We start from the raw sequence: 25,221 nt of genomic DNA on the forward strand, positions 1-25,221 counted from the left end.
ATGAAAATAAAAAGCCGCAACTTAGGTAACGATCAGACGTTGCCTGACACAAAAGGCCGCGCATTATAACCAGCGTTCTGTCATTCGGGGGCATCACGGGCTGTAGGCACAATGCCCGGATTTCTGGCGGTGAAGGAAAAATCTGCTAACAATGCACACGGTGCGTATAACGGCAGCTACGCCATAATGCGCGCCGAGATCAAAGGAGCATCCAATGAGCAGCACTGCAAACATTGCTGAAGGCGAAAAAATTCTTATCGTTGACGACGATCCGGGGCTCAGCAGCCTGCTGGAACGCTTTTTCGTCAGCAAGGGCTACCGTGCCCGCGCCGTACCGAACACGGAACAAATGGACCGCCTGCTGGCGCGTGAAGTGTTCAACCTGGTCGTCCTCGACCTGATGCTGCCCGGCGAAGACGGCCTGACCGCCTGCCGCCGCCTGCGCGGCGCGAACAATCAGATTCCGATCATCATGCTCACCGCCAAGGGCGACGAGCTGAGCCGTATCAAGGGCCTGGAACTGGGCGCCGACGATTACCTGGCCAAGCCGTTCAACCCGGACGAGCTGATGGCGCGTGTCAAAGCCGTCCTGCGTCGTCAGTCCGCTCCGGTGCCGGGCGCGCCGGGCAGCGAAGACGAAAGCGTGACGTTCGGTGACTACGAATTGTCGCTGGCGACTCGCGAACTGAAACGCGGCGACGAAGTGCACATGCTCACCACCGGTGAGTTCGCGGTGCTCAAGGCGTTGGTCATGAACGCGCGTCAGCCACTGACTCGCGACAAACTGATGAACCTGGCCCGTGGCCGCGAGTGGGATGCTCTGGAGCGTTCCATTGACGTGCAGATTTCCCGTCTGCGCCGGATGATCGAACCCGATCCGTCCAAGCCGCGTTACATCCAGACCGTCTGGGGCGTGGGCTACGTGTTCGTTCCGGATGGCGCCGCCACCAAGTGATCGGCGATTTGTAGGAGCGGGTCGTGCGGATGAGGGTGTCCGCAGACTCGCGATCCGCAATATGCGAGCATCGCTCGCTCCTGCAAGTGTGTAGCGGTTATCCATGAAAACCCCCGTTTGGTTCCCCCAGAGTTTTTTCTCCCGCACCCTGTGGCTGGTGCTGATCGTCGTCCTGTTCTCCAAGGCGCTGACCCTGGTTTATCTGTTGATGAACGAAGACGTGCTGGTGGACCGCCAATACAGCCACGGCGTCGCCCTGACGTTGCGTGCCTATTGGGCGGCGGATGAAAACAACCGCGACAAGATTGCCGAAGCCGCGACCCTGATCCGGGTGGTGGGCACGGGTGTGCCGGAAGGTGAACAGCACTGGCCCTACAGCGCAATCTACCAGCGGCAGATGCGGGCAGAGCTGGGTGCCGACACCGAGGTGCGATTGCGCATGCACTCACCGCCGGCGCTGTGGGTTCGGGCGCCGAGCCTGGGTGATGGCTGGCTGAAAGTGCCGCTGTACCCGCATCCGTTGCGCGGCCAGAAAATCTGGAACGTGCTGGGCTGGTTCCTTGCCATCGGCTTGCTCTCCACCGCCTCGGCGTGGATCTTCGTCAGTCAGCTCAATCAACCTCTGAAACGCCTGGTCTACGCCGCAAGGCAACTTGGCCAGGGCCGTAGCGTGCGCCTGCCGATCAGCGATACACCAAGCGAGATGACCGAGGTGTATCGCGCCTTCAACCAGATGGCTGAAGACGTCGAACAGGCTGGCCGCGAGCGCGAGTTGATGCTGGCCGGGGTGTCCCATGACTTGCGTACGCCACTGACGCGATTGCGGCTGTCACTGGAACTGATGGGCGACCACAACGACCTGACGGACGACATGGTGCGTGACATCGAAGACATGGACGCGATTCTCGACCAGTTCCTCGCGTTCATTCGCGATGGCCGCGATGAATCGGTGGAAGAGGTGGACTTGACCGATCTGGTCCGCGAAGTCGCCGCGCCTTACAACCAGAACGAAGAGAAAGTCCGCCTGCGACTGGAGCCGATTCAGCCGTTTCCGTTGCGTCGCGTGTCGATGAAGCGGCTGCTGAACAACCTGATCGGTAACGCACTGCATCATGCTGGCAGTGGGGTCGAAGTGGCGGCTTATGTGTCCGGGGACGTGAGCGCGCCGTATGTGGTGCTGAGCGTCATGGACCGTGGGGCGGGGATCGATCCGTCGGAGCTGGAAGCGATCTTCAATCCGTTTACCCGGGGAGATCGTGCTCGCGGTGGTAAAGGGACTGGATTGGGATTGGCCATCGTGAAGCGGATTGCTTCGATGCATGGCGGCAATGTTGAGTTGCGCAATCGGTCTGGTGGCGGGCTGGAAGCGCGGGTGCGGTTGCCGCTTGGGTTGATGTTGCCGCGGGATGCGGTTTAGCAATTGGGATTTTCGGTGGGGCTGATGGCCTCTTCGCGAGCAAGCCCGCTCCCACAGGGATACGCGGTCTAATGTGGGAGCGGGCTTGCTCGCGAAGGCGGCCTCTCGACCGCCATCAATCTCCGGTTTAACCCTTGCCTTTGGTCCGCGTCATATTCGGCCCACCATTCTTCTCGAGATGCTCAATGATGATCCCCGCCACATTCTTCCCGGTGGTGGTTTCAATCCCTTCCAGCCCCGGCGAAGAATTCACTTCCATTACCAGCGGCCCGTGATTGGAACGCAGGATATCCACGCCCGCCACCGCCAAACCCATCACCTTCGCCGCACGCAGCGCGGTCATGCGCTCTTCCGGCGTGATCTTGATCAGACTGGCGCTGCCGCCGCGATGCAGGTTGGAGCGAAACTCCCCAGGCTTGGCCTGTCGCTTCATCGCCGCAATCACCTTGTCGCCCACCACGAAGCAGCGAATGTCCGCACCGCCGGCTTCCTTGATGTATTCCTGAACCATGATGTTCTGCTTGAGGCCCATGAACGCCTCGATCACCGATTCCGCCGCCGTCGCCGTTTCACACAGCACCACGCCGATGCCCTGGGTGCCTTCCAGCACCTTGATCACCAGGGGGGCGCCGTTGACCATGTCGATCAGGTCGGGAATGTCGTCCGGGGAATGCGCAAATCCGGTGACCGGCAAACCGATTCCACGGCGTGACAGCAATTGCAGCGAACGCAGTTTGTCCCGCGAGCGGGCAATGGCCACCGATTCGTTGAGCGGAAACACCCCCATCATTTCGAACTGGCGCAACACCGCGCAGCCATAGAACGTCACCGACGCCCCGATCCGCGGGATTACCGCGTCGAAGCCTTCCAGCGGTTTGCCGCGGTAGTGGATCTGCGGCTTGTGGCTGGCAATGTTCATGTAGGCGCGCAGGGTGTCGATCACCACCATTTCATGGCCACGCTCGGTACCGGCTTCGACCAGACGACGAGTGGAATACAGACGCGGGTTCCGCGACAGCACAGCGATCTTCATGCAACACCTGTGGAAGAGGTAGATACCGGGAACACCGGCTTGTCTTGTACATATTTAATGCCCGGATTGACCACCAGCTGGCCGTCGATCAGGGCTTTGGAACCGAGTAACAGGCGATAACGCATGGACTTGCGGCAGGCGAGGGTGAATTCGACCCGCCAGACCCGATCACCGAGGGCCAGGGTGGTGCTGACCACGTAACGCTTCTGCGCCTGGCCGTTGGAGCTTTTGATGGATTTCATCGTCACCAGCGGTGCTTCGCAGCGGCGGTGCCGCAGTTGCACGACCGTGCCCAGGTGCGCGGTAAAGCGCACCCAGCGCTCGCCCTCGCGCTCGAACGGCTCGATGTCGGTGGCATGCAGGCTGGAAGTGCTGGCGCCGGTGTCGATTTTTGCTCGCAGGCCCGCGACCCCCAGATCAGGGAGCGCCACCCACTCGCGCAGACCGATAACGGTCAAATGGTCAAATGTCTTCAATAGGAAAAACCGGCGATTATCGCGTCCAGGCTTCAGGCGATACCTGAGCCAACGCTTTGAATGCAGGTTTGGCGAACCAGTAACCCTGCATCAGAAAAATTCCACAGTCCGTCAGGAAGTCCCGTTCTCCGGCGCTTTCAATGCCTTCGGCGATGACTGTAACGTCCAACTCCGCACAGATTGTGACAACCCCCCGAACGATAGCCTGACGAACACGATCGCGGTCGACATCGCGGATCAGTGCCATGTCGAGTTTGATCAGCTCCGGTTGGAAATCAGCCAGCAGATTGAGCCCCGAGTAGCCCGCGCCGAAATCGTCGATGGCGGTCTTGAAGCCGAATTCGCGGTATTCACGCAGAATATTAGTCAAATGGCGATAGTTATCTACGTGCTGGCTTTCCAGGGTTTCGAAAATCAGGCGGTCGATGGGGAAGTTGTGTGTTTTCGCGGCCTCCAGCGTGCTGCGAATACAAAGTTCCGGGCGGTACACAGCGTTGGGCATGAAGTTGATCGATAAGTGTGTCTGCATGTTTAGAAGAGCCGCTCCTTCAATGGCTCGAGTCCGGCAGAGCTGGTCGAAGCGGTAGCGATTCGCCTCTGTAATCTGATCAAGCACAGACAGTGCGCCTTCCCCGGCAATACCGCGTACCAAGGCTTCGTGGGCGAAAACCGACTGATCCCGCAAGTCGACGATCGGTTGGTAGGCAAAGGCAAAATCGAAGCCCAGCGGCTCGCTTTGCTGACAGCCCAGGCAACTGCCCTGAGGCGAGGTCAATGAAGCCGGAAATATAGTCACTCGATCACTCCATGCCGGTGAGCCGGCCTTGATCACATTCTATCTGGAGGGCCGAGTTGTTGCGCCCGACAGAAACGGTAGTACAGTTCCGACTATTGGCGGAAAGAGGAATTCAAGTGGCACAAAAACAGGAAGAGGACGACAAGGTCCGTCTCGATAAATGGTTGTGGGCCGCGCGTTTTTATAAAACACGCGCCTTGGCCAAGGCCGCGATTGAAAGCGGCAAGGTGCATTGCCGGGGCGAGCGCTGCAAGCCGGGCAAGGAGCCGCGGATCGGTGACGAGTTTCAGATTCGTACCGGGTTCGAGGAGCGCACGGTGGTGGTCCAGGCGTTGTCGATCGTGCGTCGTGGCGCGCCGGAGGCTCAGGCGTTGTACGCCGAAACCGAAGCCAGCATCGCCAAGCGCGAAGCTGCCGCAGCCATGCGCAAGGCCGGTTCGTTGGGCGTGAGCACCGATGGCAAGCCGAGCAAGAAACAGCGGCGGGACTTGTTTAAATTCCGTGGGAGCAGTAACGACGAGTAGGGCTGGCAGATGTGTGTTGCCTGCAAAAAGATCGCAGCCTTCGGCAGCTCCTACGGGTGTACGCATTCCCATGCAGGAGCTGCCGAAGGCTGCGATCTTTCAGGATCACCGCGTCACCAGCTGAAGCGCTACACCGCCCTCATCCGCGAAACCATCGGCCGACCGCATCGAAAGGTCGCAGACTTGCAATTGCCCAGATGTGCAGCCATATCGGGTTAGTCGCCAGCGGCGAATTGAGTGGGTGAAACAGCCACCCGTCGAAAAACACACACTGCCTCTGACCCGTAGGCCATAAACAGAAGGCCAGCAGTGCCAGAGGCACAACATTGCAGAACGCCAACTGGCGGGCATTCCACCTTGCTTGGAACAAACCCGGATTGTTCATAAAATGCCTCCCTTGGCTGAACATCGCGCACCGAAATGGTGCCGTGGAGGCGAAATTTCACGTTTTGCAATTATTTGTCATCACTTCAGATACCCAGACCTATGACCGAGCTACCGGATACCGACTACACCCAACGCTTCATCTTCGATGACAGCGACACCCGCGGCGAGCTGGTGTCGTTGGAGCGCAGCTACGCCGAAGTTCTCGCCAAACACGCTTACCCGGAGCCGGTAAAACAACTGCTCGGCGAACTGATGGCCGCGGCGTCGTTGCTGGTCGGCACCTTGAAGTTCGATGGTTTGCTGATTCTCCAGGCCCGCTCCGACGGCCCGGTGCCACTGTTGATGATCGAATGTTCCAGCGAGCGCGAAATCCGAGGCCTGGCCCGCTACGAGGCCGACCAGATCGCCCCCGATGCGACCCTCGCCGACCTGATGCCCAACGGCGTACTGGCGCTGACCGTCGACCCGACCCAGGGCCAGCGCTATCAGGGCATCGTCGACCTGGATGGCGAAACCCTGTCGGAGTGTTTCACTAATTACTTCGTCATGTCCCAGCAGGTAGGCACGCGTTTCTGGCTGTACGCCGATGGCCGTCGCTCCCGCGGCCTGTTGCTGCAGCAATTGCCCGCCGACCGTCTGAAAGACGAAGAAGAGCGCGCCGCCAGTTGGCAGCATGTCACTGCACTGGCCGGCACCCTGACGGCCGATGAATTGCTCAGCCTGGACAACGAAACCGTGCTCCATCGCCTCTACCACGAGGAGCAGGTTCGGCTGTTCGATGTGCAGAAGCTACGCTTCCGTTGCAGTTGCTCGCGCGAACGTTCTGCCAATGCACTGGTCAGTTTGGGTCAGGAAGATGCCCAGGCACTGGTCATCGAACACGGTGGTCACATCGAGATCGATTGCCAGTTCTGCAATCAGCGTTACCTGTTCGATGCCGCCGATATCAGCCAATTGTTCGCTGGCGCGGGTGTCGAGACGCCGTCAGATACCCGTCACTAAAACGGTTCAGCGCAGGTAAATTCACTGGATAGTGCCGGAATAACGCCGTTACGACGGGAGGGCCCTACTTTTTTTGGGCTTTTCTGGCATAATCCGGCCCACTTTTTTCGCGGTAGTAGTGCACGACTTTCTACTACAAAACGTTTGGAGCACTCGGCCACTGGCCGACGGGGAACCTCATGACGCAAGCCAATAACGCCGTGTACACCGATCTGAGTGTTGATGATCTGGTTAAAGAAGCCCTGAATCGCGGTGAAGGCGAGCTTGCCGATACCGGCGCGCTGGTTGTTCGCACCGGTCACCGTACCGGCCGTTCGCCAGTCGATCGTTTCATCGTTGAAGAGCCGACCACCCAGGCCGCCATTGCCTGGGGGCCGATCAACCGCAAGTTCCCGGCCGACAAGTTCGATGCCCTGTGGGCTCGCGTTGAGGCGTTCAACAACGCGCAAGACCACTTCGTTTCCCACGTGCATGTAGGTGCGTCTGAAGACCACTACCTGGCTGTGAAGATGACCACCCAGACTGCCTGGCAGAACCTGTTCGGTCGTTGCCTGTTCATCAACCCGCAAAAGTACAACCCGGCTGGCCGTGAAGAGTGGCAAGTGCTCAACGTTGCCAACTTCGAATGCGTACCAGAGCGTGACGGCACCAACTCCGACGGCTGCGTGATCATCAACTTCGCCCAGAAGAAAGTGCTGCTCGCCGGCATGCGTTACGCCGGTGAAATGAAAAAAGCCATGTTCTCGGTGCAGAACTTCCTGCTGCCGGCTGCCGACGTACTGCCAATGCACTGCGCCGCCAACATCGGCGAAGCGGGCGACGTGACCCTGTTCTTCGGCCTGTCCGGCACCGGTAAAACCACCCTGTCCGCTGACGAAAGCCGTTACCTGATCGGCGACGACGAACACGGCTGGGGCGAAGGCGTTGTCTTCAACATCGAAGGCGGCTGCTACGCCAAGTGCATCGACCTGTCCGAGAAGAACGAGCCGGTCATCTGGAAAGCCATCAAGCACGGCGCTGTCCTGGAAAACGTCGTGCTCGACGACGCCAAGCACGCCGACTACGCCGACGTCAGCCTGACCCAGAACAGCCGCGCCGCCTACCCGCTGGAACACGTTGCCAAGCGTTCCGAGAAAAACCTCGGTGGCGAGCCAAACGCTGTGATCTTCCTGACCTGCGACCTGACCGGCGTACTGCCGCCAGTGTCGATCCTCAGCGAAGAGCAAGCGGCCTACCACTTCCTGTCCGGCTACACCGCACTGGTGGGCTCGACCGAAATGGGTTCCGGCAGCGGCATCAAGTCGACCTTCTCCACCTGCTTCGGCGCACCGTTCTTCCCGCGTCCGGCCGGCGAATACGCAGAACTGCTGATCAAGCGCATCTGCGGTTTCGGCTCCAAGGTCTACCTGGTCAACACCGGTTGGACCGGCGGCGGCTACGGCGTCGGCAAACGCTTCAACATCCCGACCACGCGCGGCGTGATCGCAGCGATCCAGAGCGGCGCGTTGATCGGTGTCGAGACCGAACACCTCGACACCATCAACCTCGACGTGCCACTGGCCGTACCGGGCGTTGAGACTGGCCTGTTGAACCCGCGTAATACCTGGGCTGACAAGGCTGCTTATGATGAAGCCGCTAAAGCACTGGCCGGGTTGTTCGTTGAGAACTTCAAGAAGTTCGACGTGAGCGACGCGATCAAGGCTGCTGGGCCGAAGTTGTAAGGCTTGGTTTAGCGAAATGAAAAAGCCGTCCTTTAAGGGCGGCTTTTTTGTGGGCGGGATTCATGTTTTCAGATGTAAAACGAACGCGCCGACCAATACCAGAACCACGCCAAGCACCTGTATCTTCGCCAGTCTCTCCTTGAAGAACACATATCCGAGGATCGCCGCGATTCCCCCGGATAGCGTGCTGATCACTGTTACTACCGAAACCGATCCAGCCACCGCGCCCCAGGCGAATGAAGAAAATCCTCCCAGGTTCATCAGGCTGGCGCCGGTCAGCGTCATGCAGTTTTTCAACGGCGGAATTTTCAGACCATCCTCGATCTTCAGAACCATGACCACCAGCACGATCAGTCCGATCAGATACGCGAGCCAAAGCATCGTCACCGGTCCAAGCACTGGAAGTACGAAGTGACCTTGCAGCCAGAAGCTGGCGCCGTAGAAAACAGCGGCCAACAGCGCATAGATAATGGAGCTGGTGGCTTGAGTCGTGTGTGGAATCTTCGAGTCGGAATGAATGCTGGAGAGAATGACCCCGATCACGCACAGAGCAATGCAAAGCAGTTGAATCAGGCTGATCTGTTCACCGCCGGCCCAGGACAGCAACGTCGTTACTACCCCGTAAGAGGTCACCAGTGGCGCAACAATAGACGCTTTGCCAAGGGCAAACGCTTTGGATAAGGCGAGGGCACCTGACACGGTCAGCACGGCGGCGACAATGCCGATCAGCCAGACAGTGAGTGGCGCCGAAATCGATTTGAGGATGAACGCGGGGAAGGCCATCAGCAGCAGGCTCATGATGCTGAATCCCAGCGCCTGACCGAAATACACCGCGCGTTTGACGCCCACTGCGCGGGCATTCAAACCCACCAGAAAATCCGTGCCACCCCACAGCAAGGCGGCGAGTAAACCCATCAGTACGTCCACGCTATGTCCTTATAGGTGTGTGCTGCAGAAGCCAGAGGCGCTTCCAGCCATCGGAGTGTTCCAGCGTTCGGCCTTGATGGCCACAGAAAATTAATTTCCCGACAGTCGGAATGCAGGCGCCATATTGTCCTGCTCGCGCTTCGACAGCCCCACTGCGTTGGCCACTTTTGGCCACTGGCTCACCACCCCCTGGAAACGCTCAATGATCTCTGTCGCATCATCGCGGCCAACCCGAAAGTACTCGGCCACTTCGCGAGCGAGTTCGAGATCCAAAGCATTGTCGGCATCGGTAATGTTGAGCTTCAGCCCATCAGCGTGTGCCACAGGGTTCATGTCGTAAGCATCAGACAGTCGCCAGCCACGACCGGGATCCAGGAGGAATCCATGGTTACGCAGGTGATCGTCGGTATTCGAGACCAGGATGTTGAACACGATGCGCGACCACAACTCTCGAAGATCCTTGCCGGTTTCCGAGCCGTGTTTCATGAGTACTTCTGCCAGCTCCAGATAGCTGGCACCTACGGATGCGTCGTCCCCGTCCACGCGATCGGTCATGGTCATGGCTGAGGCAAAATGTAGCCGGCCACCGGTTGCGGTGCGGTCGAAGCGCTTGACCATGAAGCAGTGATGGTCGCTTGCATAGCGTTGCGCAAGACCGTTCGCCACTCGCAGACCGCATTGATTCGCCAGGACATTCACCACGAATTCCCATCCGCCGACGTCATAGTCGTCCCGGGTGCTCGGAAACTTGGCGATCCACAGGTGACCATTTTTGTCAGCAACGCTGGCCTTCGGCCTGGCACCGCCCAGTGAGCCACCGGGGGCGATCAACATTCTCAGCCATTCGCGCCCTTCGAGTGAGGTGTTGTCCGGGTCGTTTTCCAACGCTCGACTTGCCTGCTCCAGCGTACGCAGTTCGATAAAGGGTGGCGCTGCCAACCCATCTCGATCATCCAGAAAATGGCCTTCGTCATTGAGCTTGTAGCGGATAGCACCGACTCGATAGAGGTCATGAACACCTAACAGGAAGTCCGACTCGTACAGCTTGCTGCCCTTGGGCACAAAACCGTCGCGAATGTCCCGCTCCAGTCGGCGCTTCATCAGCAATTGCCCCCAGCGATCCGGGCTTGAGTCGGCAAAAACACCGAAGCGGGTTTGGTGCTGTCCAGGGAATTGTCGCCCTTCGAAGAGCCTGATGCGGGGATCCAGCGTCGTGAAGTTCAACTCGGGATCGGTCAATGCGGCAGTGTCGTACTCAAACTCGAACACGATGGTAGCGCGAGCCTTAGTGGCATGCAGGAACCCAAGGCGCCTTGGCCCATTCAGCGATTCCCAATCGGCATACACCGCGATCAGTGTCATTTTTTCTCCGTCTTGGGTCTGGATTTTTTATCGTCAAACAAACTGGAAAAGGACTGGGTGTTCAATGGGAAATCAGCCTCGATATCCAATTCGGAGATAGGGTTTTCCAGTGCTTCAGTCGTCCTGTCGTGGATGGGGGACGGCGCTTTCGTTGAAGTCACGTTGCGCACTCGTTGGCGTTTACTGGTTGCTGCGTTCGCTCGGGGAATCAATTGCGCATCTTGCAGTTGGCGACCCAACTCATCCGCTTCGGCGAGCTTGCTCAAGTCTTTCTCAAGGCCGAGGACCTGCATCACAGAAACATAGGCCCCCATCGTCACGCCTGAGCCGCCGGACTCAAGGGAGCGAAGCGTTGTCAGTGACATGCCTGCTCTCTCAGCGACTTGCTTGGCTGTCAGCCTGCGACGTAATCGAGCGAGTTTCAGTCGTTCGCCAAACTCTGCGAGCAGTCTGGATGAGGCTGGCAGCAGGGGCGCTGTTTTCTTAGCCATGTGCCATTATTCCTTCGCTTTTAGAAGTTAACTGCCAGAATAATAGCACTTGTGTGGTGATTTGCTGGACTGCCTCAATGAGTTTCAAGGCGCTGTCTGGTCATACGGTGCTGCCGACACGCAAGGAAGGCAGTTTATTGAAACTGCCATTATTCCAACTAAATTTGCGATAAACAGCCAGAATAATGCTACTTATGCGATCCACTAGAGGCCTTCAAGCGTTTGGGTATCCCAGCGTTGCGACTTTACGGCTTGGTAAAGCATGCCAATGGTTAGTGGGACTTTCTCGCCGCGACCCTTTGCCCTTCGCTTGAGAAGCACATCGAACCCTTCCGGCTGAAAGTAGCGATAGGCATCGTAGTCCACGAAGTCGATACCGAACTGTTCTTCCAGCGCTTCCATCAGTTGCCGGGCGTCAGCGCCGTCGCAGCTCAAATCGAAGTTGATCGAGGTGGCGAGGCTGATGGTTTTGCGTTCGGGCAGGCCGAGTTCTTCGTGTAGCAACTGCATGAGCAGGTGCATGGTGTGGTCGTCGGGGAAGTTAGGGGCGAGGTTCATGATGGCATCCAGTTGGAGGAAAGGCTGGCGCAGCTGCTCTCCGCGCCTCCTTTCAAGTAACAAGCAGTTGAGTTGATCTGTCGCAAGCTCTTGTAGCCCTCAACTCTAGGGTGACCACGGCCATTGTCGTCTCGCATGCAGTATCCGCATTATTTCTACCGTTTTTGCCAAGACCACATAAACCATAACGTAATTTGGTGTGGCGACTATTTCATGAGTGCCAGGAATTCTGCCCTTTCTATAAAGCTTTGGTTGCTGGCGCGCTTGCTCTGCTTTGAGCTCAAAGATTTCGTCTAAAACAAGGGCCGCGTCAGGGTTGTCCTGGCAAATGTAATTCATGATGTTATCCCGGTCAGTCAGCGCCGAGGGGCGCCAAATTACCCGCATCAGCGCGTCCGTTGACGGATGGCATCACGTTTGGCGGCAAAGATTCGGCGCGCTTCTTCGTCGCTCACGCTTGGCCGAGGATCATCAATGCTGGCCTGAACCTGTTTCTTGAACCACTCCTCGTAAGCAGCCGCTTCGTGAACTTGCTTCATTGCCTCAGAACGGTCGGGGCGCGAATAGGTTTTTACCTGTAAAGGGTCATAGCCCGATGCATCGACATCGAAATGATTGATACCTATTCCTTGCAAATAGATCACTAGGGTTTCGAGTCGTTTAAATAGACGAATTTGCTGGCTGCGTTGCGCTGCGAGGGAATGTGTTTGTGATCCATGCTGCACTTGAACCAACCAGCCACCTTGCTTGGCTACGATGTGAGTGGCGTTAACGGCGCCGCGTTCAACCAGTTTAACGAGCGCACTGTGATCAATCGTTTCCGTTGTCATGAGAAGGAGCCTATGGCTGATTATTGGCTCACATGCTACGCAATCAATAATAGTTTGCAATCTTTTGCCTCCATTAAGGATGTAGGAATTAATATCCTTTTTCGCGGGCAGCCAGCTCACAGCGGAGATGGATGCCCTCTGATCACGGTGTCTTAGGTTGGCGCTTTCCAGCCCATCATGCGTTGTTGGGCGACTGTGAGCAGGTCGCAGCCGTCTTGGGTCAATAGATAGAGCGCGTGAGTGATGTGGGGGATGTCTTCGAGATCGCCTTGCTCGAAACTTTGGCAGTGCAGGGTTCGGAGCAGTTCGCTGGAGGCTCGAACGCGCTGGAGGGCGGCTTCGAGGATGTCTTGCGGGTTGGCCTCTGTGTCGATGATCAGGGGCGGGGCGGGGAGTCGGTGAGGTTGGTTTTGAGTGGGAGGTAGCGATCGAGTGTGTACGGATTCGAATTATTCATTTTATGTGTTCTCAAATGCATCAGATGAAATCACCGCCATCGTGACCAAGCGATGGAGGCGGACTGTGTTCGGGTTGGTCAACCGGAAGAACACACAAGATCGGCACGCTATACAGCGTCCCAAACACAGCCCACCATAAAACGTGCAGACACCTGAGGTGTCGGCAGCATACAACGGACGCGTTTATGTGTTCCATCGAGTGACCAAGCCCGAGACGCTGATTTGGCAGCGACAGTCCGACTATAGGTACCGCCACCGGTTGGCGATAGGCGACAAGGAGTCTTCTGTTGTAGGACCGGGATGAAGCTTTGATAGGGCGTTGCCTACGGAGTTATCCCCAGACGAAATTTTCTCGTTTATTTGTATCCAGATTCACCGCGTTATCGTTCTTCGCAGGCAAGCCATGCTCCTACAGGAGGTTGTGGTGGGCATCAACCAGTGGTGATTTTCGGGAGGCGTTGGCGGGCGATTTCGAGGAGTTCGTTGCCGTCCTGGGTCAGCAGGTAGAGCGCGTTGACGATATTGGGGATGTCGCTGGCGTCCGCCTGTTTGAAGCACAGGCAGTACAGCGTTTCGAGCAGGTCGCTGGCGGCGCGGATGCGTTGGCGGGCGGCGTCGAGGATTTCGTGTGGGTCGGCCTCGGTGTCAATGACCAGGACCGGGGTGTCGCTGTAGCGGCTTTTGAGTGGGCAATAGCGGTCTTGCATCTGGGTCAGTCCTGTAGGAAGTCTGGCAGGCCGACACTGTTTCAGCCGCGCCGAAAACTATGAAGCGGACGACGCGATGCGGCAATACGGGCGCAATCGACACAGCTTGTAGGGGATTTACTGGTCTTCGGGCATTCGCCCTACGCGTTTCCCGAGGTTTTTTTAATCAAAACCCTTACTGGTGAATTTTCCTACGTGTTTGTCAGGCGCAGCGCAGCAAACCTCTGTATCGTGCGCGCCAGAATCTGTAGGGCATTTCGAAAATGCCTGGTTAAGCACTTAAAGGGAATTAGGTATGCAGTGGCTACGTATGGCCTCGGTTTTGTTGTTATGGGCGGGTGTTTGTCGTTTGACGGGCGCGGCTGACGCGGGTAACTCGATGGTGCTGGCCAACATGGACCGCACCGGCTGGCCGGACGCCCTCACCACTCAGGCGAACATGGACACCGCGTCCCGCGCCGATGTGTTGATGTTCGGCAAGGCGCTGCTGGCCAGTGAAGCGCTGGACGAACAGGGTCTGAAGCAGCGTCTGGGCGTGCAGGCGGTTAAGCTCAAGTCTGTGCGACAGGTGCGTGATGGCTTGTGGGATCGATTGCTGACCACCTACCGTAACGCCAGCCAGAACTGCGACGGCGAACCGTTCTGCCCGCGTGTGCGAAGCGTCGCTGATTTGCGTCAGTTGGCGGCGGCGTTCACTGGCGAAATCAGCCCGGCTCATGCGGCCTGGGCGAGCAAGAGTCAGGTGTTTCATGAGCAGGCGTTGAATGAGCAGCTGCGGGTGGCGGTGTTGGTGCCCTGAGTTTGCCCGATGTTTTTGCAGTGTTTTTGCTGGCCTCTTCGCGAGCAAGCCCACTCCCACAAGGGTTTTGGGTCGTACACAACCCCCGGGTTCACTGAAGATCACCTGTGGGAGCGGGCTTGCTCGCGATGAGGCCAGCCCATCGCCCAATTCCTCAAGCCCCGCCATCCCCCCGCACCATCCGCTGTATCATCCCGTATCGTTTTTGACCCCGACCTTTTCTCGACTCGCTGCGATCGCCGGCTAGGCTTTGGGCTTCGCAGCGGTCAACGGAGTGACAGCTTATGCACAACACCCTGGAACAGGTTTTCGGTTATCCACAGTTTCGGCCCGGCCAGGAGGCGGCGATCAGCGCGGTGTTGGCCGGGCGCTCGGCGGCGGCGATTTTCCCCACGGGCTCAGGCAAGTCCTTGTGTTACCAGATGTCGGCGGTGTTGCTGCCGCACCTGACGCTGGTGGTCTCGCCGTTGCTGGCGTTGATGCAGGATCAATTGGCGTTTCTGCAGCGACACGGTATCGCGGCGGGCAGTATCGATTCGGCCCAGAGCCGCGACGACGCCAGCGATGTGATGGCCCGCGCCAAGTCCGGCGAGTTGAAGATTCTGATGATTTCCGTGGAGCGTCTGAAGAACGAGCGCTTTCGCAATTTCTTGCAGCAAGTGCCGATCTCACTGTTGGTGGTGGATGAGGCGCATTGCATCTCGGAGTGGGGCCATAACTTCCGCCCCGACTACCTCAAGCTTCCGGACTACCAGCGTCAGTTCAACATCCCTCAAGCGTTGCTGCTGACCGCCACTGCGACCCCGAAAGTGATCGCGGATATGCAGGCCAAATTCGCCATCGCCCCTGAAGACGTGGTCACCACCGGCTTCTATCGGCCGAACCTCAATTTGCTGGTGGAGCCGGTGCGCGGTCCCGACAAACGCCGACGCCTGGTCGAATGGATGCGTGAACGTCCCGGCCAGCCGAGTATCGTCTACGTCACCCTGCAGAAAACCGCCGAGCACATCGCCGAACACTTGGGGCGTAACGGCGTGCAGGCCGAGGCGTATCACGCCGGTTTGCCCCATGAACAACGGGAAGCGATTCAAAAGCGCTTTATGGGCGGACAGTCCAATTGCATCGTCGCGACCATCGCGTTTGGCATGGGCATCGACAAGAGTGACATCCGCAACGTGGTGCATTTCGACCTGCCCAAATCCATCGAAAACTACAGTCAGGAAATCGGTCGCGCCGGGCGTGACGGACAGCCATCGGACTGCCTGGTACTGGCCAACCGCGACAGCCTCAACGTGCTGGAAAACTTCGTCTACGGCGACACGCCGGAACTGGACGGCATCCGTCACGTGCTCGACGAATTGCAAGCCACTGCGCCTGAGGGGCAATGGGAGTTTCTGCTGGGGCCGTTGGCGGACCAGAGCAACATCCGCCAGCTACCGCTCAAGACCTTGCTGGTGCAATTGGAGCTGCGTGGAATCATCGCCCCGCGTTACGCCTATTACGCCGAATACCGTTTCAAGTATTTGCAGGAGCCGGAAGACGTGCTCGCCCGCTTCGAAGGTGAGCGCAAGGACTTCGTGGCAGCAATCATCCAGACGTCCACTCGGGCGCGGACCTGGGCCACGGTTAATTTCGATGCGTTGTACGAGCAGCATCGGGCCGAGCGCGATCGGGTGGTCAAGGCACTGGATTATTTCCAGGAGAAAGGCTGGGTCGAGCTGGAAAGCAAGCAGATGACCGAGGTCTACAGCCTGTTGCAAACGGACTTCGACAGTCAGGCGTTGAGTGCCGAACTGCATGCCTGTTTCACCCAGCACGAACGCACCGAGATCGCGCGGATTCACGCCATGCTGGATCTGTTCGCCACTGACGTCTGCCTGGGTTATCGACTGGCCGAGTATTTCGGCGACGAAAACGCGCCGCAGCAGTGCGGGCATTGTTCGGTGTGTCACGGGAACGTGGCGCGATTGCCCGCACCACCCGAGTTGCCGGCGCTTGTGGATAAAAACTTCGAGGCGCTGTGCGGTGATTTTATCCACAAGCATGAACAGCACGTCGGCAGTATTCCCTCAGCCGAGCGCGTGACGCGGTTTTTGTGCGGGATCAGTGTGCCGCTGTTTACCAAGCTCAAGGTACGGTCGATTTCGGGGTTTGGGGTGCTGGAGGATTATCCGTATGGCGAAGTGCGAGGGTGGGCTGAAGCGCATTTACCCAAATGAACGGTGACCTTGTGGGAGCGGGCCTGCTCGCGAATTCGGTTTTTCATTCAACATTGATGACGGCTGATACACCGCTTTCGCGAGCAAGCCCGCTCCCACAGGGATCTCAGTGTCTGGCTGAGACGCATCCATCCGCTGAATGTCCGCCATCACAGGAATAAATTTCTAAAAAGCCCGGTGGCTGACTATGGTGGGGGCTGTCTTTGGATCGCCAACAAGAGAACAACCATGAGCCAGACACCGTTCAACATTCAGCGCGCCGCCGTGATCGGGGCGGGCACCATGGGCCGTGGCATTGTCATGTGCCTGGCCAACGCCGGGGTGCCGGTGCAGTGGGTCGATAACAATCCGCAGATGCTTGAGCAGGCTCTGGCCACCGTGGCCGAGACCTGCGCGCACAACGTGCGTCAGGGGCGGATCGATCAGGCCGAGGCCGACGCTCGTGTTGCACGGATCTCGGCGGCTGCCGATTACGCGGCGATCCGCGATGTCGATCTGGTGATTGAAGCGGTGTACGAAAACCTTGAGCTCAAGCAGAAAATATTCCGCGAACTGGATGGCCTGCTCAAGCCCGAAGCCATTCTCGCCAGCAACACGTCGGCGCTGGATATCGACGCGATCGCCGCGGCCACTCGCCGTCCGCAACAAGTGCTGGGCCTGCACTTCTTCAGCCCGGCGCACATCATGAAATTGCTGGAAATCGTTCGTGGCGCACAGACTGCGCCGGCGGTGCTGGATGCCGCGCTGGAACTGGGTAAACGCATGGGCAAGGTCAGCGTCGTGTCGGGCAACTGCGAGGGCTTCATCGGCAATCGCATGCTCAATACCTATGTGCTCGAAGCGCGCAAGATGCTGCTTGAGGGCGCTTATCCCTATCAGGTGGATGCGGCGCTGCAGGGCTTCGGTTTCGCGATGGGGCCGTTTCGCATGTTAGATGTGGTCGGCATCGACCTGCAATGGCGCGCGCGGGAACTGGCCGGTGTCGGTCAGGATGCGCCGCAGGTTCAGGTGGATAACCGCCTGTGCGAACTGGGGCGTTTCGGCCAGAAGAGTGGCAACGGTTATTACCACTACAAAGCGGGCAGTCGCCAGGCTGAGCACGATGTGGAGGTGGATGCGCTGGTGCTGGCAGTCAGCGAAGGATTGGGCTTCCAGCGTCGCGAGATCGGGCCTGAGGAAATTCTGGAGCGCTGTTTGCTGGCACTGGTCAACGAGGGGGCGAAGATTCTTCAGGAAGGGATTGCCGAATCGGCGCACGACATCGACCTGGTGTACCTCAACGGCTATGGCTTTCCGGCGGACAAGGGCGGGCCGATGGCCTGGGCGGATCAGCAGGGGTTGGCGGATATTCATCAGCGGTTGTTGGCGCTTGAAACCCGGCAAGGCGATCACTGGCAGCCGGCGCGGTTGATTGGGGAGTTGGCGGCGGTGGGTAAAGGGTTTGCTGACAGGTGATTGGCCCAGCGCCTGTGCCGGCGCCTTCGCGAGCAAGCCCGCTCCCACAGTTGATCTTCTGTGAACACTGAGTTTGTGGATGAACCACGATCCCTTGTGGGAGCGGGCTTGCTCGCGAAGAACGATAACGCGGTTTTCGCCTTAAACTCGCAGTCCAACTCAAGGAACCGACATTGATGTCCAACCCGACGCCCCAACGCACCGATTACCCGCATTTCCAGCCCATCACCACTCGCTGGCACGACAACGATGCCTACGGTCACGTCAACAACGTCACCTACTACAGCTTCTTCGACACAGCGGTGAACACTTATCTGATCGAAGTCGGCGGCCTGGATATTCATGACGGCGAAGTCGTGGGTTTTGTCGTGAGTTCGGCGTGTGATTACTTTGCCTCCATCGCTTTCCCCGACCGGATCGAGATCGGTTTACGGGTGGGCAAGTTGGGCAACAGCTCTGTGCAATACGAGCTGGCGGTGTTCAAGGCCGGCGAAGACGAAGCCTGTGCGGCGGGGCGTTTCGTGCATGTGTTTGTGGATCGGACGTCGAATCAGCCGGTGGCGATTCCTGTCGGTTTACGCGGGGCGCTGGAGCGGTTGGTGGTTTGAGGGGCAAAAAAAAATCGCAGCCCGAGGGCTGCGATTTTTTGATCTACCGGTAAGCGAGGCGATTCAAGCCTCAGTCGCGATAGCGATGCTTGTGCTTGCGGTGACCGTAGTGGTGGCCACGATCATGGTGACCATCACGGTAGTAACGGCGATCGCCATGGCCACGACGATCATCATCGTCGTCATCGCTCTTGTTACCCATGTAGTTACCCAGCGCGCCACCGGCGCCGCCGCCTGCTGCGGAGCCGATCAGGCTGCCGGTGGTGCCGCCCATGCTGCGGCCGACCACGTTACCGCCCGCTGCGCCCAACGCACCGCCAATGGCTGCTTCACCACGGCTGCGTTTGTCTGCGCCGACTGCGCTACCACCCGCACCGCCCAAGGCTGCGCCAATGGTTGAACCTGTGTTGCCGCCTAACGATTGACCGACGACCGAGCCCAAAACCCCGCCCAATGCGCCGCCCACACCTGCTTCGGTGGTGCCTCCGGCAGAAGCGAAGCCACTGACCAGGCCAAGGGACAACAAGAGAATCGAGGAGAACTTCATAGAGGAACCTCAAGGGGATGACGGCGCGATCCTGAGGCTGAGGAACGGTGCTTACAATCGATATCCGACGAATGACACGACTTCAGAAAATATACCTAAGTTGCTGTTTTTTGGCTGGAACTTAAGTGTTTTTCGCCGGTCTTTAGCTACTTCGGAATGGCCGTTTTTGTGAAAAAACGGCCTTTTTTGTGGGCGTTTGGAAAGTGCTGGAGCAGTGTCGAGATAAGAGTTGGCAGGTCAAACGCTTTCGCGGGCAAGCCCGCTCCCACAGAGATCTCTGTGGGTCACAGTTATTGTGTTCAACACACAAATCCTGTGGGAGCGGGTTTGCTCGCGATTGCGTCAGATCAGGCGAAGCATTATGCCGACTTCGCCATGATCAACCCAGTCTCACTCGCCGCTTCCAACCGAATCGCGACAAACTTCGACGTCGGCGTATGGCTGCCGTCCCCGGTGCTCTCCAGCGGCACCAGCGGGTTCACTTCCGGATAATACGCGGCAGCCTGCCCAGCAGGAATATCAAACGCCAGCAGCGTGAAGCCCTTCACCCGGCGCTCAACGCCATCGTCCCAGATCGACACGATGTCGGCCTTCTGGCCAGGCTTGAAGCCCAGGCGAATGATGTCGGCTTCGTTGACGAACAACACGTCGCGCTGACCTTTCACACCGCGGTAACGGTCATTCAGGCCATAGATGGTCGTGTTGTATTGATCGTGGGAACGCATCGACTGCAGGATCAGGTCCGGCAATACGCCAGTGGCGCGAGTGCGCTCGTGCACCAGGTCCTTGGGCAATACGTTCGGTCGGAAATTGGCCCGGCCTGACGCGGTGTTCCATTTACGCGCACCGGCACTGTTGCCGAGGTAAAAACCACCAGGGTTCTTGATCTTCTCGTTGAAGTTCTTGAAGTTGGGAATGGTGTCAGCAATCAGGTCGCGGATGCGGCTGTAGTCCGCCACCAGCCAGTTCCAGTCCACCGGGTGGCTGCCCAGCGTGGCGGCCGCGATACCGGCAAGAATCGCTGGCTCCGAGCGCATCTGGTTCGACAGCGGCTCCAACTGGCCGTTGGAGGCGTGGACCATGCTGAACGAGTCTTCGACGGTCACTGCCTGAGGGCCTTCGGTTTGCCGGTCGATGTCGGTCCGGCCCAGGCACGGCAGGATCAGCGCGTCTTTACCGTGGGCCAGGTGGCTGCGGTTGAGCTTGGTGCTGATCTGCACGGTCAGGTCACAATTGCTCAGAGCCTTGAAGGTCCGTGGACTGTCGGGGGTGGCCTGGGCGAAGTTGCCGCCCAGGGCGATGAACACTTTTGCCCGACCTTCGGCCATGGCGTGAATCGCTTCAACCACGTTGTGGCCGTTTTCACGCGGCACCTTGAACTGGAAGCGACGTTCCAGGGCGTCGAGGAACGCCATCGGCGGACGCTCGTTGATGCCCATGGTCCGGTCGCCCTGCACGTTACTGTGGCCCCGCACCGGGCACAGGCCTGCGCCCGGCCGGCCGATGTTGCCGCGTAGCAGCATCAGGTTGGCAATTTCCTGGATGGTCGCCACCGAATGACGATGCTGGGTAATGCCCATGGCCCAACACATGATGACGTTCTTGCCCTTGGCGTACATGCGCGCAGCTTTTTCGATCTCGACAAGGGGCAGGCCGGATTGCTCGACGATCTGTTCCCACGACGTGTCGTCAACGATGCCCAGGTAGTCCAGCACGTTGACGCTGTGTTCATTGAGGAAATCGTGGTCGAACACCGCAGGCTCACCCGCCTTCTGCGCATCGCGCTCCCATTGCAGCAGGAACTTGGCCATGCCGCGCATGATCGCCATGTCGCCGCCCAGTGCCGGACGGAAGTACGCGGTATTGGTCGGCTTGTCGCCATTGGTGAGCATTTCGATCGGGTGTTGCGGGTGCTGGAAACGCTCCAGCCCCCGCTCTTTCAGCGGGTTGATGCACACCACTTGTGCGCCACGTTTGACCGCTTCACGCAGCGGTTCGAGCATCCGCGGGTGGTTGGTGCCGGGGTTCTGGCCCCAGACGAAAATCGCATCGGCGTGTTCGAAGTCGTCGAAGGTCACGGTGCCTTTGCCGACGCCAACGCTCTGCGCCAACGCGACACCGCTGGCCTCGTGGCACATGTTCGAGCAGTCGGGGAAGTTGTTGGTGCCATAGGCGCGCACGAACAACTGATAGAGGTACGCCGCTTCGTTGCTGGCACGCCCTGAGGTATAGAACTCGGCCTGATTCGGGCTCGACAAACCGCGCAGATGCTTGGCGATCAGGGCAAACGCATCGTCCCAGCTGATCGGTTGGTAGCGATCGGTTTCGGCGTTGTACCTCAATGGCTCGGTCAGGCGGCCCTGATATTCAAGCCAGTAGTCGCTCTGCTCCAGCAACTGAGTGACGCTGTGTTTGGCGAAGAACTTGCCGTCGACACGGCGTTTGGTCGCTTCCCAGTTCACCGCTTTGGCACCGTTTTCGCAGAACGCCACCATGCCGGCTTCATTGGAATCGCCCCAGGCGCAACCGGGGCAGTCGAACCCGCCGTTCTTATTGGTCTTGAGCATCATGCGCAGGTTTTTCAGCGCGTTGTCGCTGGTCAACCAGGCCTGGGCAACGCTGATCAGCGCGCCCCAGCCACCGGCCGGGCCTTTGTAGGGCTTGTAACGGGGGACGGGTGTCTGGTCGGCTTGACGGTGTTGACTCACGCTTGATTCTCCAACGCTGGGCTATAGACCCGCGGCGCATTCTTCTGTGGCAAATGGATAAGGTTTAAGTTGTGACGACGGGCCCATTGCACGGCAAGGCCGGTGGGCGCCGACAGGCTGACGAGGGTCTGGATGCCTGCGCGCAACACTTTCTGGATCAGTTCCAGGCTGCAACGGCTGGTGACAATCGCCAGGCCGCCGGTGGTTGGTATTTTTTGCCGGATCAGCCCGCCAATCAGCTTGTCGAGGGCGTTGTGTCGGCCAATGTCTTCGCGACCCAGCAGCAATTCGCCATTGGCGTTCATGAACACTGCCGCATGCACGGCGCCGCAATGCTGACCGAGTGGCTGGAACGCGCCGATGCGCTGGCGCAGGCCGTCGAGCCATTCGGCGGGCGGAAGGGGCGCGCCGGGCAACACCTCGAGATCCGGCAAGGCCTGCTCGACCGCTTCCACGCCACAGAGCCCGCAACCGCTGGTGCCGGCCAGTTGCCGACGCTGCTGCTTGAGGTTCCAGAAGGCGCGGTTGGCGATGGTCACTTGCGCGTATTGCGCCGACCCCGAGCCGCTGAGTTGCAGGTCATAAATGTCGGAAGCGTCCTGGATGATGCCGCTGCCGAGGCTGAAACCGACGATGAAGTCTTCCAGGTCTGTCGGTGTCACCAGCATCACCGCCTGGCTGATGCCGTTATAGGCAATCGCCAGCGCAACTTCTTCCGCCAGCGCGGTGCTGGCCGATTCGACGTATTGAAGATCGCTGTAACTGTACGTTTGGCTGGCGGAGGGCGCGGGCGTTTCGAGGGCTGGCGCCGCACAAACAGGACGCTTGGCGTTCATGAGCATCACCGACGGTTTGGTCAGGTTTAAGCCTATGCGCGTCAAGTTGTCGCGTCTAATCGCTATTACTGATCTGCCGATAGATGGCGTCGATCAAGAGATGGTTGGCGATTTCTGATAGATCGCAAAACAGGCTTCCGCCAGCGCCGACCGCGGTGCGCTGCGACGCATGATCAGCCCCAGTTGGCCGAGGGTCTGCGCGTTTTCGATCGGTTGTAAACGCAGATGATCGGTCAGGTTTTCCAGCCCGCCATCCAGCGGCATCACGGCGCAACACAAACCACCGTGCACAGCTTGTAACAGTTGATGCACGGCATCGGTTTGCAACAGCGGCTGCGGGGTGAGGCCGCGGCTGTGGAAATTGTGATCGATGGACTGACGGAAATGCATGCCGCTGGTGAGCATGCCCAGCGGCAGTTCGATCAACGATTCCCAGCTCAGCGGCGCCTCGCCGAACGTGAAAAAGCGCTGATCGTAGAGAAGGCCCATGCGGGTTTCGCTGAAGGTCAGGGAATCGAAGCGCTCGGCGTCCAGGCGTTCCAGGTACGACACGCCGAGGTCCAGGCGATTGTTCGCCAGTTGTTCGAGGATCTGCTCGGAGCTCAGCGCCGAGAGTTCGAACCGCAGGTTCGGGTGTTCGGCGTGCAGGCGTTGCAGCAAGGGCAGCGGATCGAAACTCGACAATGGCACCACGCCCAGACGCAGCGTACCCACCAGGTTGCCGCGACAGGCAGCGGCCTCGGCCTGCAAACCGTCACAGGCCGCCAGCACGGTGCGCGCCCAGGCCAGCACCCGCTCGCCCGGCGCGGTAAAGCCTTCGAAGCGTTGGCCCCGGTTGACCAATGGCAACTCCAGCTCTTCTTCGAGGCTGCGCAGGCGCATGGACAGGGTCGGCTGGGTGATGTGACAACGTGCGGCGGCCTGGCCGAAGTGGCGGGTTTCATCGAGGGCGATGAGGAATTTCAGCTGCTTGATGTCCATCTTCGCTCCGGGGCGCGGGAAGGTCGGGATTCTAGCGCCTGGGGGCAAGCGGCGTCATTGGTCGGGTGGGAACCGAGGCTTGCAACCTTGGTCTAGGCTTTTGCGTCTGGAATCTGAAAACCAAGGAGAGTGCACCATGAGTATTTTTAGCTTTGTGAAAGAAGCAGGTGAAAAGCTTATCGACCTGCTGACGCCCGGCAACGCCAATGCCAGCGAGCAGTTGAAGGAACACATCAGCAAGGTCGGCCTGGGAAACCCGAATGTGCAGGCGACAGTGGATGGCGACAAGGTCACGGTGACCGGTGAAGTGGCGAGCCAGGAAGAGAAGGAAAAGATCCTGCTGGCGGTGGGCAATATCGCCGGGGTCGGTAGCGTGGATGACCAGATTACGGTGACCGGGCCGGTGGTGAAGGCCGCAACCTTTGTCACGGTGGTGAAGGGCGACACACTCAGTGCGATTTCCTTGCGCGTGTATGGCGATGCCAACAAGTATCAAAAAATATTCGAGGCCAACAAGCCGATGCTCAAGGATGTGAACAAGATTTATCCGGGGCAGTCGTTGCGGATTCCTGAGTAAGGTTCAAGACCGTGTGATGACCATCGCCAGCAAGCCGGCTCCTACAGATTGAGTCGTACGCATTATTTGTGAACGACACAAACCCCGTAGGAGCCGGCTTGCTGGCGATACAGACGCCTCGGTCTAAAGCCCGGCAATCAACTCCCGATAATCGACCACCGCCGCAAACTCCGCCGTATCCTTTGGCCCCTTGCGACTGTCCGGCTCACTCACTGCCAATAAATGCGTCACACCGAAATCCCGCGCACTGCGCAGGATCGGCAACGTATCGTCGATAAACAGACTGCGCGTCGGATCGAAGCCGATGTCCGCCTGCAATGCCTCCCAAAACTGCGGATTCTCCTTGGGGAAGCCGTAGTCATGAGAGCTGATCAACCGCTCGAAGTACGGCGCCAGTTCAATTCGTTCCAGTTTCAGGGACAGCGAATCACGGTGCGCATTGGTGATCATCACCACACGTTTGCCGGCCTTCCTGATGGCCTCCAGAAACGTGTCCGCATCGGGGCGCAACGCGATCAGGTGGGCGGTTTCCAGTTTCAGCTCGCGCACCGGCAGCTTCAGCTCGGCGCTCCAGAAATCCAGGCAATACCACTGCAACTGACCGGCGTTGCGTTCGAACAGCGGCTGCAATTCCATCTCGGCCATGGCCCGGCTCACCCCGTGCAACTCGGCGTAACGCTGGGGCAAGTGCTCCAGCCAGAAATGATTGTCGAAGTGCAGGTCCAGCAGCGTGCCGTCCATGTCCAGCAGAACGGTGTCGATGTCGCGCCACGGCAGCAGTGACATAAAAAACTTCTCCAACGGTAAAAAAATATCCGAGGTCAACAATCAGGATAGGCCGGGTATA

25 protein-coding genes and 2 pseudogenes are annotated in these 25,221 nt (G+C 58.7%); 10 read left to right on the forward strand and 17 right to left on the reverse strand.

What is annotated here, in order from left to right:
• Nucleotides 1-214 precede the first annotated feature (214 nt).
• Nucleotides 215-955 (forward strand): two-component system response regulator OmpR, encoded by a 741-nt coding sequence (ompR, locus tag FBY04_RS00145; RefSeq protein ID WP_008032260.1) that lies wholly within the window; start codon nt 215-217, stop codon nt 953-955.
• Between the two features lie 103 nt (nt 956-1,058).
• Nucleotides 1,059-2,372 carry an ATP-binding protein gene (locus FBY04_RS00150; protein WP_084318288.1) on the forward strand — a complete coding sequence of 438 codons (1,314 nt, stop codon included), beginning with the start codon at nt 1,059-1,061 and terminating at the stop codon, nt 2,370-2,372.
• A 127-nt stretch (nt 2,373-2,499) separates the two neighbouring features.
• Here FBY04_RS00150 and rimK read toward each other — a convergent pair whose 3' ends face one another.
• From rimK to FBY04_RS00165, 3 genes are read right to left on the reverse strand one after another with little or no spacing between them, the layout of a single operon-like run.
• Nucleotides 2,500-3,405 (reverse strand): 30S ribosomal protein S6--L-glutamate ligase, encoded by a 906-nt coding sequence (rimK, locus tag FBY04_RS00155; protein WP_007949201.1) that lies wholly within the window; start codon nt 3,403-3,405, stop codon nt 2,500-2,502.
• Nucleotides 3,402-3,863, reverse strand: coding sequence for an ATP-dependent zinc protease (locus FBY04_RS00160; RefSeq protein ID WP_174602649.1), 462 nt, complete (start codon nt 3,861-3,863; stop codon nt 3,402-3,404). Before FBY04_RS00160 ends, rimK begins: the two co-directional genes overlap by 4 nt.
• Nucleotides 3,864-3,897: 34 nt before the next feature.
• The gene (locus tag FBY04_RS00165) at nt 3,898-4,677 is read right to left on the reverse strand and encodes an EAL domain-containing protein (protein WP_145314399.1); all 780 of its coding nucleotides are present in this window, start codon (nt 4,675-4,677) and stop codon (nt 3,898-3,900) included.
• A gap of 116 nt (nt 4,678-4,793) precedes the next feature.
• Here FBY04_RS00165 and FBY04_RS00170 point away from each other — a divergent pair, with 116 nt between their 5' ends.
• Entirely contained in the window at nt 4,794-5,201 is a 408-nt protein-coding gene (locus FBY04_RS00170) for an RNA-binding S4 domain-containing protein (RefSeq protein ID WP_017335914.1), read from the forward strand.
• Between the two features lie 160 nt (nt 5,202-5,361).
• Here FBY04_RS00170 and FBY04_RS32565 read toward each other — a convergent pair.
• Nucleotides 5,362-5,586: pseudogene (locus tag FBY04_RS32565) on the reverse strand (phosphoesterase); the annotation flags it as partial.
• A 101-nt stretch (nt 5,587-5,687) separates the two neighbouring features.
• On the opposite strand from FBY04_RS32565, the gene hslO reads away from it, so the two are divergent.
• Together hslO and FBY04_RS00185 are read left to right on the forward strand one after the other, a co-directional pair.
• A complete protein-coding gene (gene hslO, locus FBY04_RS00180; protein ID WP_084318284.1) occupies nt 5,688-6,590 on the forward strand; it encodes an Hsp33 family molecular chaperone HslO in 903 nt (300 codons plus the stop codon).
• A gap of 179 nt (nt 6,591-6,769) precedes the next feature.
• Entirely contained in the window at nt 6,770-8,311 is a 1,542-nt protein-coding gene (locus FBY04_RS00185) for a phosphoenolpyruvate carboxykinase (protein WP_145314131.1), read from the forward strand.
• A 60-nt stretch (nt 8,312-8,371) separates the two neighbouring features.
• On the opposite strand, the gene FBY04_RS00190 is transcribed toward FBY04_RS00185, so the two are convergent.
• The 8 genes and pseudogenes from FBY04_RS00190 to FBY04_RS00225 all read right to left on the reverse strand — a co-directional run bounded on the left by FBY04_RS00190 (nt 8,372) and on the right by FBY04_RS00225 (nt 13,644).
• Nucleotides 8,372-9,226 (reverse strand): DMT family transporter, encoded by an 855-nt coding sequence (locus FBY04_RS00190; protein WP_145314400.1) that lies wholly within the window; start codon nt 9,224-9,226, stop codon nt 8,372-8,374.
• Between the two features lie 102 nt (nt 9,227-9,328).
• Nucleotides 9,329-10,600: a type II toxin-antitoxin system HipA family toxin gene (locus tag FBY04_RS00195; protein WP_145314133.1), complete on the reverse strand. Its 1,272-nt coding sequence runs from the start codon at nt 10,598-10,600 to the stop codon at nt 9,329-9,331.
• Nucleotides 10,597-11,091: a helix-turn-helix domain-containing protein gene (locus tag FBY04_RS00200; RefSeq protein WP_145314135.1), complete on the reverse strand. Its 495-nt coding sequence runs from the start codon at nt 11,089-11,091 to the stop codon at nt 10,597-10,599. Before FBY04_RS00200 ends, FBY04_RS00195 begins: the two co-directional genes overlap by 4 nt.
• Nucleotides 11,092-11,295: 204 nt before the next feature.
• A complete protein-coding gene (locus FBY04_RS00205) occupies nt 11,296-11,649 on the reverse strand; it encodes a DUF1493 family protein (protein ID WP_145314137.1) in 354 nt (117 codons plus the stop codon).
• Nucleotides 11,650-11,754: 105 nt separating this feature from the next.
• Nucleotides 11,755-12,036 carry a type II toxin-antitoxin system RelE/ParE family toxin gene (locus tag FBY04_RS00210; RefSeq protein WP_145314139.1) on the reverse strand — a complete coding sequence of 94 codons (282 nt, stop codon included), beginning with the start codon at nt 12,034-12,036 and terminating at the stop codon, nt 11,755-11,757.
• Nucleotides 12,036-12,479 (reverse strand): M1 family metallopeptidase, encoded by a 444-nt coding sequence (locus FBY04_RS00215; RefSeq protein WP_145314141.1) that lies wholly within the window; start codon nt 12,477-12,479, stop codon nt 12,036-12,038. The genes FBY04_RS00210 and FBY04_RS00215 overlap by 1 nt, the downstream gene beginning before the upstream one ends.
• A gap of 152 nt (nt 12,480-12,631) precedes the next feature.
• A pseudogene (locus FBY04_RS32570) lies at nt 12,632-12,936 on the reverse strand (hypothetical protein).
• Nucleotides 12,937-13,368: 432 nt separating this feature from the next.
• The gene (locus FBY04_RS00225; RefSeq protein ID WP_145314143.1) at nt 13,369-13,644 is read right to left on the reverse strand and encodes a hypothetical protein; all 276 of its coding nucleotides are present in this window, start codon (nt 13,642-13,644) and stop codon (nt 13,369-13,371) included.
• Between the two features lie 295 nt (nt 13,645-13,939).
• Here FBY04_RS00225 and FBY04_RS00230 point away from each other — a divergent pair, with 295 nt between their 5' ends.
• From FBY04_RS00230 to FBY04_RS00245, 4 genes are all read left to right on the forward strand, one after another.
• Nucleotides 13,940-14,443 carry a polysaccharide deacetylase gene (locus FBY04_RS00230; RefSeq protein ID WP_084318275.1) on the forward strand — a complete coding sequence of 168 codons (504 nt, stop codon included), beginning with the start codon at nt 13,940-13,942 and terminating at the stop codon, nt 14,441-14,443.
• 284 nt (nt 14,444-14,727) lie between these two features.
• On the forward strand, nt 14,728-16,662 hold the full coding sequence (locus tag FBY04_RS00235; protein ID WP_145314145.1) for an ATP-dependent DNA helicase RecQ: 1,935 nt from the start codon (nt 14,728-14,730) through the stop codon (nt 16,660-16,662).
• Nucleotides 16,663-16,890: 228 nt separating this feature from the next.
• A complete protein-coding gene (locus tag FBY04_RS00240) occupies nt 16,891-18,117 on the forward strand; it encodes a 3-hydroxyacyl-CoA dehydrogenase (protein WP_145314147.1) in 1,227 nt (408 codons plus the stop codon).
• Between the two features lie 176 nt (nt 18,118-18,293).
• Nucleotides 18,294-18,725: a thioesterase family protein gene (locus FBY04_RS00245; protein ID WP_084318272.1), complete on the forward strand. Its 432-nt coding sequence runs from the start codon at nt 18,294-18,296 to the stop codon at nt 18,723-18,725.
• A 70-nt stretch (nt 18,726-18,795) separates the two neighbouring features.
• Here FBY04_RS00245 and FBY04_RS00250 read toward each other — a convergent pair whose 3' ends face one another.
• The 4 genes from FBY04_RS00250 to FBY04_RS00265 form a co-directional block, all read right to left on the reverse strand.
• Nucleotides 18,796-19,272 carry a glycine zipper domain-containing protein gene (locus FBY04_RS00250; RefSeq protein WP_145314149.1) on the reverse strand — a complete coding sequence of 159 codons (477 nt, stop codon included), beginning with the start codon at nt 19,270-19,272 and terminating at the stop codon, nt 18,796-18,798.
• A 359-nt stretch (nt 19,273-19,631) separates the two neighbouring features.
• Complete coding sequence (locus FBY04_RS00255) at nt 19,632-21,980, reverse strand: FdhF/YdeP family oxidoreductase (protein WP_145314151.1); 2,349 nt, start codon at nt 21,978-21,980, stop codon at nt 19,632-19,634.
• On the reverse strand, nt 21,977-22,816 hold the full coding sequence (fdhD, locus tag FBY04_RS00260) for a formate dehydrogenase accessory sulfurtransferase FdhD (RefSeq protein ID WP_084318269.1): 840 nt from the start codon (nt 22,814-22,816) through the stop codon (nt 21,977-21,979). Before fdhD ends, FBY04_RS00255 begins: the two co-directional genes overlap by 4 nt.
• A gap of 93 nt (nt 22,817-22,909) precedes the next feature.
• Nucleotides 22,910-23,797, reverse strand: a complete 888-nt coding sequence (locus FBY04_RS00265; protein WP_084318268.1) for a LysR family transcriptional regulator — start codon at nt 23,795-23,797, stop codon at nt 22,910-22,912.
• Between the two features lie 136 nt (nt 23,798-23,933).
• On the opposite strand from FBY04_RS00265, the gene lysM reads away from it, so the two are divergent.
• The gene (gene lysM, locus FBY04_RS00270) at nt 23,934-24,374 is read left to right on the forward strand and encodes a peptidoglycan-binding protein LysM (protein ID WP_084318267.1); all 441 of its coding nucleotides are present in this window, start codon (nt 23,934-23,936) and stop codon (nt 24,372-24,374) included.
• Nucleotides 24,375-24,497: 123 nt separating this feature from the next.
• Here lysM and yrfG read toward each other — a convergent pair whose 3' ends face one another.
• Nucleotides 24,498-25,160, reverse strand: coding sequence for a GMP/IMP nucleotidase (gene yrfG, locus FBY04_RS00275; protein WP_145314153.1), 663 nt, complete (start codon nt 25,158-25,160; stop codon nt 24,498-24,500).
• Nucleotides 25,161-25,221: the final 61 nt, after the last annotated feature.

The organism is Pseudomonas sp. SJZ080 (genome assembly GCF_007828295.1).
GTDB lineage: Bacteria > Pseudomonadota > Gammaproteobacteria > Pseudomonadales > Pseudomonadaceae > Aquipseudomonas > Aquipseudomonas migulae_A.

Excerpts from the sequence above, each read along its gene's own strand:
- FBY04_RS00200 (WP_145314135.1), bottom strand. The coding sequence starts at position 11,091 with ATGGCTAAGAAAACAGCGCCCCTGCTGCCAGCCTCATCCAGACTGCTC.
- hslO (WP_084318284.1), top strand. The coding sequence starts at position 5,688 with ATGACCGAGCTACCGGATACCGACTACACCCAACGCTTCATCTTCGAT.
- yrfG (WP_145314153.1), bottom strand. The coding sequence starts at position 25,160 with ATGTCACTGCTGCCGTGGCGCGACATCGACACCGTTCTGCTGGACATG.
- FBY04_RS00150 (WP_084318288.1), top strand. The coding sequence starts at position 1,059 with ATGAAAACCCCCGTTTGGTTCCCCCAGAGTTTTTTCTCCCGCACCCTG.
- FBY04_RS00245 (WP_084318272.1), top strand. The coding sequence starts at position 18,294 with ATGTCCAACCCGACGCCCCAACGCACCGATTACCCGCATTTCCAGCCC.
- FBY04_RS00215 (WP_145314141.1), bottom strand. The coding sequence starts at position 12,479 with ATGACAACGGAAACGATTGATCACAGTGCGCTCGTTAAACTGGTTGAA.
- FBY04_RS00195 (WP_145314133.1), bottom strand. The coding sequence starts at position 10,600 with ATGACACTGATCGCGGTGTATGCCGATTGGGAATCGCTGAATGGGCCA.
- FBY04_RS00265 (WP_084318268.1), bottom strand. The coding sequence starts at position 23,797 with ATGGACATCAAGCAGCTGAAATTCCTCATCGCCCTCGATGAAACCCGC.
- rimK (WP_007949201.1), bottom strand. The coding sequence starts at position 3,405 with ATGAAGATCGCTGTGCTGTCGCGGAACCCGCGTCTGTATTCCACTCGT.
- lysM (WP_084318267.1), top strand. The coding sequence starts at position 23,934 with ATGAGTATTTTTAGCTTTGTGAAAGAAGCAGGTGAAAAGCTTATCGAC.
- fdhD (WP_084318269.1), bottom strand. The coding sequence starts at position 22,816 with ATGAACGCCAAGCGTCCTGTTTGTGCGGCGCCAGCCCTCGAAACGCCC.
- FBY04_RS00190 (WP_145314400.1), bottom strand. The coding sequence starts at position 9,226 with ATGGGTTTACTCGCCGCCTTGCTGTGGGGTGGCACGGATTTTCTGGTG.
- FBY04_RS00210 (WP_145314139.1), bottom strand. The coding sequence starts at position 12,036 with ATGCGGGTAATTTGGCGCCCCTCGGCGCTGACTGACCGGGATAACATC.
- FBY04_RS00250 (WP_145314149.1), bottom strand. The coding sequence starts at position 19,272 with ATGAAGTTCTCCTCGATTCTCTTGTTGTCCCTTGGCCTGGTCAGTGGC.
- ompR (WP_008032260.1), top strand. The coding sequence starts at position 215 with ATGAGCAGCACTGCAAACATTGCTGAAGGCGAAAAAATTCTTATCGTT.
- FBY04_RS00225 (WP_145314143.1), bottom strand. The coding sequence starts at position 13,644 with ATGCAAGACCGCTATTGCCCACTCAAAAGCCGCTACAGCGACACCCCG.
- FBY04_RS00240 (WP_145314147.1), top strand. The coding sequence starts at position 16,891 with ATGAGCCAGACACCGTTCAACATTCAGCGCGCCGCCGTGATCGGGGCG.
- FBY04_RS00205 (WP_145314137.1), bottom strand. The coding sequence starts at position 11,649 with ATGAACCTCGCCCCTAACTTCCCCGACGACCACACCATGCACCTGCTC.
- FBY04_RS00185 (WP_145314131.1), top strand. The coding sequence starts at position 6,770 with ATGACGCAAGCCAATAACGCCGTGTACACCGATCTGAGTGTTGATGAT.
- FBY04_RS00235 (WP_145314145.1), top strand. The coding sequence starts at position 14,728 with ATGCACAACACCCTGGAACAGGTTTTCGGTTATCCACAGTTTCGGCCC.
- FBY04_RS00230 (WP_084318275.1), top strand. The coding sequence starts at position 13,940 with ATGCAGTGGCTACGTATGGCCTCGGTTTTGTTGTTATGGGCGGGTGTT.